10 protein-coding genes are annotated in these 13,156 nt (G+C 71.7%); 9 read left to right on the forward strand and 1 reads right to left on the reverse strand.

Annotated elements, in window-relative coordinates:
- Positions 1-39 precede the first annotated feature (39 nt).
- The 3 genes from AQI88_RS12950 to AQI88_RS12960 all read left to right on the forward strand — a co-directional run bounded on the left by AQI88_RS12950 (position 40) and on the right by AQI88_RS12960 (position 3,760).
- On the forward strand, positions 40-1,482 hold the full coding sequence (locus AQI88_RS12950) for a GuaB1 family IMP dehydrogenase-related protein (RefSeq protein WP_066997195.1): 1,443 nt from the start codon (positions 40-42) through the stop codon (positions 1,480-1,482).
- A gap of 345 nt (positions 1,483-1,827) precedes the next feature.
- On the forward strand, positions 1,828-3,297 hold the full coding sequence (locus AQI88_RS12955) for an amino acid permease (protein ID WP_079057535.1): 1,470 nt from the start codon (positions 1,828-1,830) through the stop codon (positions 3,295-3,297).
- A 10-nt stretch (positions 3,298-3,307) separates the two neighbouring features.
- Positions 3,308-3,760, forward strand: coding sequence for an Lrp/AsnC family transcriptional regulator (locus tag AQI88_RS12960; RefSeq protein WP_046726552.1), 453 nt, complete (start codon positions 3,308-3,310; stop codon positions 3,758-3,760).
- A 148-nt stretch (positions 3,761-3,908) separates the two neighbouring features.
- On the opposite strand, the gene AQI88_RS12965 is transcribed toward AQI88_RS12960, so the two are convergent.
- Positions 3,909-4,649: a GntR family transcriptional regulator gene (locus AQI88_RS12965; RefSeq protein ID WP_066996905.1), complete on the reverse strand. Its 741-nt coding sequence runs from the start codon at positions 4,647-4,649 to the stop codon at positions 3,909-3,911.
- Between the two features lie 219 nt (positions 4,650-4,868).
- On the opposite strand from AQI88_RS12965, the gene AQI88_RS12970 reads away from it, so the two are divergent.
- The 6 genes from AQI88_RS12970 to AQI88_RS48465 all read left to right on the forward strand — a co-directional run.
- Positions 4,869-6,026, forward strand: a complete 1,158-nt coding sequence (locus tag AQI88_RS12970) for an ABC transporter substrate-binding protein (protein ID WP_066996908.1) — start codon at positions 4,869-4,871, stop codon at positions 6,024-6,026.
- Positions 6,023-6,922, forward strand: a complete 900-nt coding sequence (locus tag AQI88_RS12975; protein WP_066996911.1) for an ABC transporter permease — start codon at positions 6,023-6,025, stop codon at positions 6,920-6,922. Before AQI88_RS12970 ends, AQI88_RS12975 begins: the two co-directional genes overlap by 4 nt.
- Positions 6,907-7,725, forward strand: coding sequence for an ABC transporter permease (locus AQI88_RS12980; RefSeq protein WP_066996914.1), 819 nt, complete (start codon positions 6,907-6,909; stop codon positions 7,723-7,725). The genes AQI88_RS12975 and AQI88_RS12980 overlap by 16 nt, the downstream gene beginning before the upstream one ends.
- A gap of 3 nt (positions 7,726-7,728) precedes the next feature.
- Positions 7,729-8,805, forward strand: a complete 1,077-nt coding sequence (locus AQI88_RS12985; RefSeq protein ID WP_066996917.1) for an ABC transporter ATP-binding protein — start codon at positions 7,729-7,731, stop codon at positions 8,803-8,805.
- 14 nt (positions 8,806-8,819) lie between these two features.
- On the forward strand, positions 8,820-10,289 hold the full coding sequence (locus tag AQI88_RS12990; protein WP_066997201.1) for an HAD-IA family hydrolase: 1,470 nt from the start codon (positions 8,820-8,822) through the stop codon (positions 10,287-10,289).
- A gap of 101 nt (positions 10,290-10,390) precedes the next feature.
- Positions 10,391-13,156 (forward strand): nitrate- and nitrite sensing domain-containing protein (locus AQI88_RS48465; RefSeq protein ID WP_279616541.1); only part of this gene is annotated, 2,766 nt, incomplete at its 3' end.

Here is a 13,156-nt window from a genome sequence, read left to right on the forward strand (position 1 = left end):
TCGGGGGGGTCACCTCTGATCGACTGGGATGTGCAGCACGTGCGTTTCCTCAATGACATCCAGCCCGCGTACGACCTGACGTACGACGACGTGTTCATGGTGCCGAGCCGCTCCGCGGTGGGCTCGCGTCAGGGCGTGGACCTCGGCTCGCCGGACGGCACGGGCACCACCATCCCGCTCGTCGTCGCCAACATGACCGCCATCGCCGGTCGCCGTATGGCCGAGACGGTCGCCCGGCGCGGCGGCCTGGTGGTCATCCCGCAGGACATCCCGATCGACGTGGTCACCGACGTCATCTCCTGGGTGAAGAGCCGCCACCTGGTGCTGGACACCCCGATCGTGCTGGCCCCGCACCAGACCGTGGCCGACGCCCTGGCCCTGCTGCCCAAGCGGGCGCACAACGCCGGTGTGGTCGTCGACGAGGACCACCGGCCCGTCGGTGTCGTCACCGACGCGGACCTGAGCGGCGTGGACCGCTTCACCCAGCTCGAAGTGGTCATGTCCAAGGACCTGCTGCTGCTCGACGCGGACATCGACCCGCACGAGGCCTTCGCCACTCTGGACGCGCACAACCGCCGCTACGCCCCGGCCGTCGACAAGGACGGCAAGCTCGCCGGCATCCTCACCCGCAAGGGTGCGCTGCGCGCCACGCTGTACACCCCGGCCGTCGACGCGCAGGGCAAGCTGCGCATCGCCGCCGCCGTCGGCGTCAACGGCGACTTCGCGGGCAAGGCCAAGCAACTGCTCGACGCGGGCGTGGACACGCTCGTCATCGACACCGCGCACGGCCACCAGGAGTCGATGATCAGCGCGATCAAGCAGGTGCGCGCCCTCGACCCGAAGGTGCCGATCGTCGCGGGCAACATCGTCTCCGCCGAGGGCGTCAAGGATCTGATCGACGCGGGCGCGGACATCATCAAGGTCGGTGTCGGCCCGGGCGCCATGTGCACCACCCGCATGATGACCGGCGTGGGCCGCCCGCAGTTCTCGGCCGTCCTGGAGTGCGCCGCCGAGGCGAAGAAGTACGGCAAGCACGTGTGGGCCGACGGCGGTGTCCGCCACCCGCGCGACGTCGCCATGGCCCTCGCGGCCGGCGCGTCCAACGTGATGGTCGGCTCCTGGTTCGCGGGCACCTACGAGTCCCCGGGCGACCTCCAGCAGGACGCGGGCGGCCGCCTGTACAAGGAGTCGTTCGGCATGGCCTCCGCGCGCGCGGTGAGCAACCGTACGTCCGAGGAGTCGGCCTACGACCGCGCCCGCAAGGCGCTGTTCGAGGAGGGCATCTCCACCTCCCGGATGTTCCTCGACCCGGCCCGCCCGGGCGTCGAGGACCTGATCGACTCGATCATCGCGGGCGTCCGCTCCTCCTGCACCTACGCCGGCGCCGGCTCCCTGGAGGAGTTCGCCGAGAAGGCCATCGTCGGCATCCAGAGCGCGGCCGGCTACGCCGAGGGCAAGCCGCTGCACGCCAGCTGGAGCTGACCCCGACTCCTTGTCCTGCGGCCCCCGCTGTTCCCCTGTCGGGAACAGCGGGGGCCGTCTGTGTGCACGGGGTCACGGGGAGTCCGAAAAGGGGTGAACCGTACGGCGGCGGGGTGCCCGTGCAACGGTCGACAGCCCACGCGCAACGATTTGTCATACCGGCCTGATCAACGCAATGATCATGCGGGGATGCGCAAGGTTGCTGCATTACGCCCGTGAAGGCACGCCTCATAGGGTGCTGCGCTGTACGTGGTGTGGCGGGGACCCCGCTCGGTGGGTTCCTGCCCTGCAGGCCCCTGCCCGGTCCCCACCCGTCCTGACCGGCATCGAACAAGGAGCCCATGCGTGCTCGACCAAGGCGCACCCCCGCAGAACCACCCAACGGCCGCTCCCGCGTCCCCGGGCTTCGCCGCGCGCCTCATGCGTCGCAAGCCCGTGGAACGCCTGGTCGCGGAGGGCGGCCAGGGTGAGGGAGGGGCGCTGAAGCGCTCTCTCGGGCTGTGGCAGCTGACCATGATCAGCATTGGTGCGACCCTCGGCACCGGCATCTTCGTCGTCCTCGGCAACGCCGTCCCGGAGGCCGGTCCCGCGGTCACCCTGGCCTTCGTGATCGCCGGTCTCACGGCTCTCTTCTCGGCCCTGTCGTACGCCGAACTGGCGGGAAGTATCCCGGTCGCCGGCTCCTCGTACTCGTATGCGTACGCAACGCTGGGCGAACTGGTCGCCTGGGTCTGCGGCTGGTGCCTCGTGCTGGAGTACGGCGTGTCGGTGGCCGCTGTCGCCGTCGGCTGGGGCGAGTACCTGAACGAGCTGCTCGACGGCACCATCGGTGTCACCATCCCGAGCGTCCTGTCCTCGGCCCCGGGCGAGGGCCACGGCCTCATCAACCTGCCCGCCCTGATCGTCGTCCTCCTGGCGATGGTGTTCCTGCTCGGTGGCGCACGCGAGTCCGCCCGCGCCAACACGATCATGGTCTGCGTGAAGATCGCCGCCCTCGTGCTGTTCTGCGCGATCGGTTTCATGGGCTTCAAGTCCGGCAACTACGCCGACTTCATGCCGCTCGGCATGTCCGGTGTCAGCGCCGCCGGTGCCACGCTGTTCTTCTCGTACATCGGCTTCGACGCCGCCTCCACCGCCGGTGAGGAGGCGAAGAACCCCAAGCGCGACCTGCCCCGGGCGATCATGCTGTCCCTGATCATCGTGACCGCGCTGTACGTTCTCGTCGCGGCCGTTGCCGTCGGCGCCTGGAACTGGAAGAAGTTCGACGGCTCGGAGGCCACCCTCGCCGCGATCATGAACGATGTCACCGGCCAGACCTTCTGGGGCACCCTGCTCGCGCTGGGTGCGGTCATCTCCATCGCGAGCGTGGTGCTCACCGTGCTCTACGGCCAGACCCGCATCCTCTTCGCGATGTCCCGCGACGGCCTGGTGCCCAAGGCGCTCGGCAAGGTCCACCCGAAGACCGGCGCCCCCCGCCTCAACACGGTGATCGTGTCCCTCTTCTGCGGTGTGCTCGCCGCCCTCATCCCGCTGGGCAAGCTCGTCGACGCCACCAGCATCGGCACGCTGTTCGCCTTCGGCCTGGTCAACATCGCGGTCGTCGTCCTGCGGTACAAGCGGCCGGATCTGGAGCGCACGTTCAAGGTGCCGTTCGGTCCGGTCCTGCCGGTGCTGGGCTTCCTGTTCTGCGCGTACAACATGTTCAGCCTCGACACCGTCACCTGGGTCGTCTTCGGGTGCTGGATGGCCGCCGGACTCGTGTTCTACTTCCTGTACGGCCTTCGCCGGTCCCGACTCGCAACACCTGAGAGCTGATCAACCCAACGTGCTGAACGATCTCGACGAACGCATCGTGCACGCCCTCGCCGAGGACGCCCGCCGCTCCTACGCGGACATCGGGCAGCTGGTAGGCCTGTCCGCGCCCGCCGTCAAGCGGCGCGTGGACCGGCTGCGGGCCACCGGAGCCATCACCGGATTCACCGTGCGGGTCGATCCCGCGGCGCTCGGCTGGGAGACCGAGGGGTTCGTCGAGATCTACTGCCGGCGCAACACCTCACCGGAGACCATCCAGCGGGGTCTGGAGCGCTACCAGGAGGTCGTGGCCGCGTCGACCGTCACCGGCGAGGCGGATGCCGTCGTCCAGGTCTTCGCGTCTGACATGCGTCACTTCGAACGGGTGCTGGAGCGCATCGCGGGGGAGCCGTTCGTCGAGCGGACCAAGTCGGTGCTGGTGCTGTCGCCGTTGCTGCGGCGGTTCTCTTCCGGGGCGCCGGGATAGGGGCGGATTCGAGCTCGGGGCGCTTTCACTGTCGCCGGATGCGGGTCGTGTGTGGCTGGTCGCGCAGTTCCCCCCTCAAGGGGCGCGGGGAACTGCGCGACAAACCACGACGCACCCGCACCCGGCGCACGACAAAGCCCCCCGAGCTTTACTCCGCGGTCTTCCGGGCCAGCGCGTTGCTCCCGATCGAGTTGTGCACGCTGAAGCTCACCGCGTCCGACCGATACCGGTCGTCCGACCATTCCACCGGTCGCCCCTCGCGGGTCGTCGTCACACGGCGGACCCGCAGCAGCGGACTCGTGCGGCGAACCCCCAGCAACTCGGCGTCCTGCGCGCCGCAGGCGACCGCGTCGATGACGTGCTCGCCGTAGGCGAAGACCAACCCCGTGTCGTCGTAGAGACGTTGGGTCACCGACGGGCAGTCGGGCTCGATCGCCTCGACCGCGGGCGCGATCCAGTCCGCGTACACCGTCCGCTCCAGCAGCACCGGCTCGCCGTCCAGACCGCGCACCCGCAGCACGCGCAACACCCGTGTTCCGGCGGGCAGTTGGAGCCGTACGGCGTCCTCCTGTGTGGCCGGGCGGTACTCCTGCGCCACCACGTGCCCGGTGGCCTCGCGGCCCATGGCCCGCGCCCACTGGGCGAAGCTGCGCAGTTCCTCGAAGCTCTGGCTGCGGCGGCTGGCCAGCACGACGCGCCGGGCGCCCTGACGGGAGCCGATCAGACCCTCGGCGGTGAGGGCGGCGACGGCCTGGCGGACCGTGCCGCGCGAGACGCCGTAGTGCGCCGCCAGCTCCGACTCCGAGGGCAGCAGGTTGCCGACCGTGTACTCCTCGCGGTCGATCGCGCGCCGCAGCTCGTCGGCGATCTCCTCGTGTCGCGCCGTCATGCTTCCCCTCTGCGTAGGTCGCTGTGCACAGCGTGACCAGCCTAATCGAGACCTGAGCGTGATCTGTAACGGTCTGGATTGTGCAGACAACAAGGGCTCAAAGTTTCGCCACGGTTTACAGACAGGACACCTGTGACGGGCGTACTGTGACGCAACTTGTTCAGACAAGTTGTCCTCGTCTTATCTCCCTGCCTGCTCATGTGCACCCCTGGAGTGACAGTGACAGTGTCCCTGCCGAGAAACGCCGTCCTCGGCGGCTCCCTCGCCGTCGTCGCCGCGCTCGCGCTGAGCGCCTGCGGCGCCGCTCCCGACAACGCGTCCACCACCAAGGACGGCAAGAGCGCCGCCACCGCCACCTCGGCGGCCGACTTCGGCGGTCTCGACGCCCTGGTCAAGGCGGCCAAGAAGGAGGGCACGCTGCACGCCATCGCGCTGCCCCGCGACTGGGCCAACTACGGCGCCCTCATCGACGGCTTCCAGAAGAAGTACGGCATCAAGATCGAGGTGGAGAGCCCCGACGGCTCCAGCCAGGACGAGATCAACGCCGTCACCTCCCGCAAGGGCCAGGACCGGGCGCCCGACGTCCTCGACCTCGGCTCCTCCTTCGCGCTCAGCGCCGCCCAGCAGGGCCTGCTCGCGCCCTACAAGGTGGCCTCCTACGGCGACATCCCCGAGGGCCAGAAGGACCCGCAGGCCCGCTGGTACAACGACTACGGCGGCTACATCTCCATCGGCTGCGACGCCAAGCGGGTGAAGACCTGCCCGACGACCTTCAAGGACCTCCTCAAGCCGCAGTACAAGGGCCAGGTCGCGCTCAACGGCAACCCGACCAAGTCCGGCTCGGCCTTCGGCGGCGTCTACGCGGCCGCTCTCGCGAACGGCGGCTCCTTCGACAGCATCCAGCCCGGCCTCGACTTCTTCGCCAAGCTGAAGAAGAACGGCAACTACACGCCCGTCGAGTCCACCCCGGCCACCGTCGAGAAGGGCGAGACGCCCATCAGCATCGACTGGGACTACCTGAACGCCGGTTACGCCGACGAGTTCAAGTCCAAGGGTGTCGACTGGAAGGTCGCCGTCCCGACCGACGGCCAGTTCTCCCAGTACTACTCGCAGGCCGTCAACAAGGACGCCCCGCACCCGGCGGCCGCCCGCCTGTGGCAGGAGTACCTCTACAGCGCCGAGGGCCAGAACCTGTGGCTCAAGGGCTACGCCCGCCCGGCCCTGATGACCGCCATGGAGAAGGCCGGCACCCTCGACAAGACGGCTTCCGCCAAGCTCCCGAAGGTCACCGGCACGCCGTCCTTCCCGACCGAGGCCCAGCAGAGCAAGGCCAAGACGGTCATCGCTCAGGGCTGGGGTAAGGCCGTCTCCGGATGACCGCCGCTCTCACGCGTGCGGACGTGGCGCCCGTCGCTTCGGCGAAGCGGCGGCGCCGCGCCCCCGGCTGGCTCGCCGTGGTCCCGCTGCTGGTGTTCACGGCGATCGCCTTCGGCCTGCCCGCCTTCGCGATCCTGGACGGTGCCTTCACGGCCAAGGACCAGGTCACCGGCGCCACGTCCTACACCGGCGGGAACCTGACCACCTCGCTGCAGGGCCCGTACCTCACCGCGCTGATCGGCAGCGTCAAGCTGTCGGCGATCTCCGCCGCGCTCGGCGCCCTGCTCGGGCTGCCCCTCGCGCAGGCCGTGGTCAGCTCCCGCTCGCGCGCGCTGCGCGAGGCCGTGCTGACCGCCTCCGGCGTGCTGGCCAACTTCGGCGGTGTCCCGCTGGCCTTCGCCTTCGTCGCCACCCTCGGCAACGCCGGTGTGCTGACCGTGCACCTGGGCCTCACGGACAAGGGCTGGGACCTCTACAGCTTCTGGGGCCTGGTCCTCGTCTACCTGTACTTCCTGATCCCGCTGATGGTCCTCACCATCACCCCGGCCCTGGACGGCCTGCGCGTCCAGTGGCGGGAGGCCGCGCTGAACAACGGCGCCACCGGTGTGCAGTACTGGCGGCACGTGGCCCTGCCCGTCCTGGCGCCTTCGCTGCTCGGCGGTCTCGTCCTGCTCTTCGGCAGCGCCTTCGCCGCCTACGCCACCGCCGCCGCGATGGTGGGCAGCGCGGTCCCGCTGGTCACGCTGCAGATCGCCGACGCCCTCTCCGGCAACGTGCTCGTCGGCCAGGAGAACGTCGCCCTCGCCCTCAGCCTCGACATGGTGCTGGTGGCGGGCCTGGTGATGGCCGTGTACCTGCCCCTGCAACGACGGAGCGCCCGATGGCTCGACGCCTGACCCCCTGGCGCTGGGCCGTCCTCGGCCTCGCCGCCCTGTACTTCCTGGTGCCGCTCGCCGCGTCCGTGGTCTTCACGGTCGACGTGCCCGGCCACGGCGTCAGCTTCGACGCCTACACCCAGATCCTGTCCGCCGACGGCTTCACCTCCAGCCTGCTGCTCTCGCTGGAGCTGGCCGTGGCCACCATCGCGGTGGTCCTGCTGCTGATGGTGCCCGCCGTGGTCGCGCTGCGGCTCGGCGCGCCCCGCCTGCGGCCGGTGGTGGAGGTGGTGTGCTCGCTGCCGCTGGTGGTGCCGCCGATCGCGTTCGTCGCCGGGATCGTGACCGTGCTGAAGTGGGGCCCGGAGCACCTGTCCCGGACGCCGCTGTTCGAGACGTTCGTGGTGATCCAGAACGAGAACTTCCCCGTAGTGCTGGTCCTCGCGTACGTCGTGATGGCGCTGCCGTTCGTCTACCGCGCCCTGGACGCGGGCCTGCGCGCCATCGACGTACGCACCCTCGTGGAGGCCGCCCGCAGCTGCGGGGCCTCCTGGCCGCAGGCCCTCGTGCGGGCCGTGCTGCCGAACCTGCGCGGGGCCCTGCTGAACGCGACCTTCCTCACGCTGGCGCTGGTGCTCGGCGAGTTCACCGTCTCCCACCTGCTCGGCTACCAGCCCTTCGCCGTGTGGATCTACAACGTCGGCGGCTCGCAGGCCCAGATGTCCGTCGCCGTGTCCGTGCTCAGCCTGCTCGTCACCTGGGCCCTGCTGCTCGCGCTCGCCGGTGCCGGCGGACGTACCCGAACCGCTTCCTCCCGGGGATGAACCATGACCGTCACCACGCTTGAGAAGGCCACCGCCGAGAAGGCGGCCACCGTCGAATTCCGGGGGCTGCGGAGGGAGTTCGGGGCCACCGTCGCCCTCGACGGGCTCGACCTGACCGTCCGCCCGGGGGAGTTCCTGGCCCTGCTCGGCCCGTCCGGCTGCGGCAAGACCACCGCGCTGCGCATGCTCGCCGGGTTCGAACACCCGGACTCCGGAGCCGTGCTGGTGGACGGCGAGGACGTCACCCACGTCCCGGCCCACCGGCGGGACGCCGGGATGGTCTTCCAGTCGTACAGCCTCTTCCCGCACCTCAACGCCGTCGACAACGTCGCCTTCGGACTGCGCATGCGCAAGGTCCGTACGGCCGAAAGGCGCTCCCGCGCAGCCGAGTTGCTGGAGTTGGTCGGGCTCGGCGACAAGGGCGAGCGGTACCCGCACCAGCTCTCCGGCGGGCAGCAGCAGCGCATCGCGCTCGCCCGCGCCCTCGCCCTGCGCCCGCGCGTCCTGCTGCTCGACGAGCCGCTGTCCGCGCTGGACGCCAAGGTGCGCCTGACCCTGCGTGAGGAGATCCGCAGGCTCCAGCAGGAACTCGGCATCACCACCCTCTTCGTCACCCACGACCAGGAGGAGGCTCTCTCGGTCGCCGACCGGGTCGCCGTCATGCGCGCAGGGCAGCTCGAACAGTGCGCCGAGCCCGCCGAGTTGTACGGCCGCCCCGCCACCGCCTTCGTCGCCGAGTTCGTCGGCACGATGAGCCGGATCCCGGGCGAGCTGAAGGACGGCACCGTCGAGGTGCTCGGGCAGCGGCTGCCCGCCGACGGCGAGGCGCCGAACGGCGAAGTCGACGTACTGGTGCGGCCCGAGGCCGTCCAGGTGCGGGCCGACGAGCAGGGCAGCGCCCGCGTGGTCGCCACCGCCTTCCTGGGCGCCGTCGTCCGGGTCACCGTACGGCTCGCCGACGGCACCGAGGCCAAGGCCGACCTGCCCGCCCACGAGGCCGCCGGGCTCGGCGCCGGAGCCGCGGTCGGCGTGTCGCTGCCCGAGCGCCCCGTGCTGGTGGCCGAACGTATCCAGAAGTGAGGAACGACAACAACGTGACCCCCCACACCCCTGTACTCCCGCTGCAGGCCGTCCTGTTCGACATGGACGGCACGCTCGTCGACACCGAGCGCCTGTGGTGGGAGGCGGTCGAGCAGGTCGCCGGACGTCCGCTGACCGAGGCCGACCAGCCCGAGGTGCTCGGCCGGCCCGTCGAGCACACCGCCGCCTGGCTCGCCGCCACCACCGGCCGGGCCGACGCCGATCTCGCGGCCGAGCTGCACCGGGAGTTCGCCGACCGCGTCCGCACCGGGATCGTGCCCCGCCCCGGCGCGCTCGACCTGCTGGACGCGCTGGCCGCCTCCGGCATCCCGACCGCGCTGGTCACCGCGTCCCCGCGCGCCGTCGCCGACGTCGTGCTCGACGCCCTCGGCGCGGGCCGGTTCGCGGTCTCCGTCACCGCCGACGACACCGCCCGCACCAAGCCGGCCCCCGACCCCTATCTGGCCGCCTGCCGGGCCCTCGGCGTCGAACCGGCCGCCTGCGTGGCCGTCGAGGACACCGAGACCGGTGTGGCCTCCGCCGAGGCCGCCGGGTGCGCCGTACTCGCCGTGCCGTCCCTCGCGCCGATCGGCGCGGCACCCGGGCGGACCGTGCGCGACAGCCTCGTCGGCGTCACACCCGAGGAACTGCGCCGCATGGTCGCACCCGAACTCCGCGTCATGAGCTGGAACCTGTGGCTCGGCGGCAGTGAGGTGGACGACCACCGCGCCAAGCAGGTCAAGGCCGTCCTGGAGAGCGGGGCCGATGTCGTCGGGCTCCAGGAGACCGCCGGTACGGCCGCCCAGGAGCTGGCCGAGGCGCTCGGCTGGCACCACCACCGGGCCGGGGAGAACCTCGGCGTCATCAGCCGGCACCCCATCACCGCCCGCTTCGGAGACCCGGACGTCGGCTTCTACGGCGCCGCCGGCGTGCGGATCGAGGTCGCGCCCGGCCACGAGGTCGACGTGTGGACGGCCCACCTGCACTACACGCCGTACGGCCCCTACGAGGCCGCCTTCGACGGGCTCGGCGCGCCCGAGCTGATCGCCCACGAGGACGTCAGGCTCGGGCAGATGCGGGACGCGCTGCGCCGCATCGCCGAGTCCTCCGCCGAAGGCGTTCCGGTCGTCCTCGTCGGCGACTTCAACTGCCCTTCCCACCTGGACTGGCCGGACGTGGAGTGGCCGGTGACGCGGGCGGCGGCGGACGCGGGTTTCGCGGACTCCTACCGTGAGGCCCACCCCGACCCGGTGGCCGAGCCCGGGCACACCTGGTCGCCGATCCACCCGGTGCACGAGGACGGCAGCGGACGGCCCGAGCCGCAGGACCGGATCGACTACGTGCTGCACCGGGGCGGCCTGACGGTGCGGGACGCGCGAACCCTCGTCACCGGCACACCGTGCCCCGGGCCCGACGTCGCGGGCAACGACTGGCCCTCCGACCACGCGGCGGTGGTCACCGCCTTTGCCCTGCCCGGCAGGTGACTCGGGGTTACCGCAGGTCACCATTGCGGAGCAGGTGACGATCCCGTAGGTTGTGCCGGAATTTCCACTGCTACTGACTGGTAACCCCGGCAGGTATGTTCATGCGCTGGCCCGTCGGCCGTCCCACCACCGTCCGCACGAGGATCGTGGCGCTCGCCCTCGCCCCGGCCGTCGCCCTGATGGCCCTGTGGAGCTTCGCCATGGTGTCGGTCACCGCCGAACTGCGCGCGCTGATCCGGCTCCAGGGGGTGTACGAGGACTTCGGCACCCCCGTGGACACCGCGATCGGGCAGATCCAGATCGAGCGCCGGATGTCCGCCGCCTATCTGGGCGCCCGCCTCGACACGGCCGCGGCGGGCGACCTGCTCGGGCAGCAGCGCCGTACCGACCGGGCCGTCGAAGCCATGCGGCAGGCGGTCCGGGACGGCGACCGCGACCGGCTCACGGACCGGCAGCGGCAGGCTCTGGACACCATGGTCGCCGCCACCGGCAAGCTGGAGGGGCTGCGCGAGCGCGTGCTGTCCAGGGACATCACCTGGGACCGGGCGGTCGACCAGTACAGCGCGCTGGTCGAACCCGGCTTCGACGTCGAGTCCACGCTCACCGCGCTCCAGGCCGGGCAGCTCGCCCGGGAAGCGCAGGTCGTCATCGAGCTGGTCCGGGTACGGGAGTTCGTGTCCCGCGAGGACGCCCTGGTCGCCGGGGCGCGGGCGGCCGGGACCCTGACCGACCGGCAGTACGACACCCTGACCGCGACCATCGAGGACCGGCGCGTCTTCGAGCGGACGTACGTACCGGACCTGCCCGCCGACTCGCGCGGCCTGTTCGAGGAGTTCCAGCGCCAGGACCTGTACCGCTCGCTGGTGCGGGGCGAGGACGCACTGCTGCGCGCCGGTGCCGGGCGGGCCGGGGAGGCCGTCGCGGCGGACACCTGGCGGACGACCACCGACCGGGCCGTCAAGCGCTATATGCAGCTGTGCACCCGGTCCGCCGAGAACTCCGCCGCACGCGGCCGGGCCTTCGCCTACCACGAGCTGACCAAGGCCGCCGTCGTCGGCGCGGTCGGGCTGGCCGCCGTCGCCGTGTCCCTGTGGTTCGCGGTGCGCGGTGCCCGGCGCGTCTCACGCCGCCTGGAAACCCTGCGGGACGCCGCCGACGTGCTGACCACACGGCAGCTTCCGGACGTCATGCGGAGGTTGAGCGCCGGTGACGAGGTGGACGCGCTCGCCGAGGCGCCGCCGCTCGCTTCGGACGAGCTCAGGGACGACGAGATCGGCCAGGTCGGGCGGTCCTTCAACACCGCGCGCCTGGCCGCCGTGGAGGCCGCCGTCAGACAGGCCACCCTGCGCCGGGGCCTGTTCGCGGTCCTGCTCAACATCGCGCGCCGCAACCAGGCGCTGGTGCACCGCCAGTTGAAGCTGGTCGACATGCTGGAGCGGCGTACGGACGACCCGGACATCCTGCGCCAGCTGTTCCGCATCGACCATCTGACCACCCGGATGCGCCGGCACGCGGAGAGCCTGATCATCCTCTCCGGTTCGGCGCCCGGCCGCCGCTGGCGCCGGCCCGTGCCCGTCGCGGACGTCGTCGCCTCGGCGGTGAGCGAGATCGAGGACTACGCGCGCGTGGTCGTGCCGCCGATGCCCGAGGCCGGCGTCGCCGCGGACGCGGTCGCCGACGTCGTCCATCTCGTCGCCGAACTCCTGGAGAACGCCACGGTGTTCTCGCCGCCGCACACCCAGGTCACCCTGCGCACCGGGCGGGTCGGCAGCGGCTTCGTCCTGGAGATCGACGACCGCGGGCTCGGCCTGGACGCCGAGCAGCGCACACAGGCCCACCGCACCCTCACCGACCCCGAGGCCTTCGACCCCACCCGGCACGACCGGCTCGGCCTGTACGTCGTCGGCCGTCTCGCCGCCCGCCACGGCATCGAGGTGACCCTGCGGGACTCGCCGTACGGGGGTACGACGGCCGTGGTGCTCCTTCCGGAGGGGGTACTGGCGGAGGTGGAGCCCGCGGGGGCGCCGTCCGCCGGGGCCGGTGTGCGGGAGCGGGGGGCGCACTTGCCGGGGCCGGCGGAGCGGCTGCAGTCGGTCGGGCGGCTGGGTTCTGGCGAGCGGTCGGGTTCTGCCGAGCAGTCGGGGTCGGTCGAGCTGCCGCGGCCGGTCGAGCGGAGAGCGCCGGTGCTGGAGCTGCCCACCAGGAAGCGGTCCGCACCGCCGCCCGCCGCCGCACCCGCGCCCTCGCGGCACGACGCCCGCACGCCGGACGCCTCGACGCCGGAGGCCCCCACGCCGGACGCCCCCGCACCGGAGACCGTCCCGGCCCTGCCCACCCGCACCCGCCAGGCCTCCCTCGTCCGGGAGCTGCGCGACGATCCGCCACCCCGTCCGGCCGCTCCGGAGCGCGAGGTCGACGCCGAGGAGATGCGGGCGATCTTCGGAGCCTTCCAGCGAGGCCTGGACCGGGGCCGCAAGGGCCTGCCGGCAGCCGACGAGGCCGACGAACCGAGTGGCGTGGCTGGCGATTCGCTTGCTGTGGCTGACGTCCCGACCGGCGTGGCTGACGTCCCGACCGGCGTGGTCGGCGATTCGCTTGGTGTGGCCGACGTCCCGACCGGCGTGGCAGGTCATACGACGCGTGCGCCCGGCTACCCGACCGCCGAGCCCGACGAGCCGACCCCCGTAACTGATCATCCGAGCCCCGCGCCTGACCAGCTGACCCCTGTGCCTGACCCCTCGAGCCCCGCCCCTGCCCACCCGACGCCAGCCCCTGATCACCCGACGCCAGCCCCTGATCACCCGACCCCCGCCCCTGACCACCTGCCCCCCACCCCCGATCACCCCACCCCCGCGCCCGACGACGCC

The sequence above is a fragment of the Streptomyces cellostaticus genome (assembly GCF_001513965.1).
Classification (GTDB): Bacteria; Actinomycetota; Actinomycetes; order Streptomycetales; family Streptomycetaceae; genus Streptomyces; species Streptomyces cellostaticus.

Bases quoted from the DNA above. Each gene is read 5' to 3' on its own strand.
- AQI88_RS12965 (WP_066996905.1), bottom strand. From the start codon at position 4,649: ATGACGGCGCGACACGAGGAGATCGCCGACGAGCTGCGGCGCGCGATC.
- AQI88_RS12975 (WP_066996911.1), top strand. From the start codon at position 6,023: ATGACCGCCGCTCTCACGCGTGCGGACGTGGCGCCCGTCGCTTCGGCG.
- AQI88_RS12980 (WP_066996914.1), top strand. From the start codon at position 6,907: ATGGCTCGACGCCTGACCCCCTGGCGCTGGGCCGTCCTCGGCCTCGCC.
- AQI88_RS12985 (WP_066996917.1), top strand. From the start codon at position 7,729: ATGACCGTCACCACGCTTGAGAAGGCCACCGCCGAGAAGGCGGCCACC.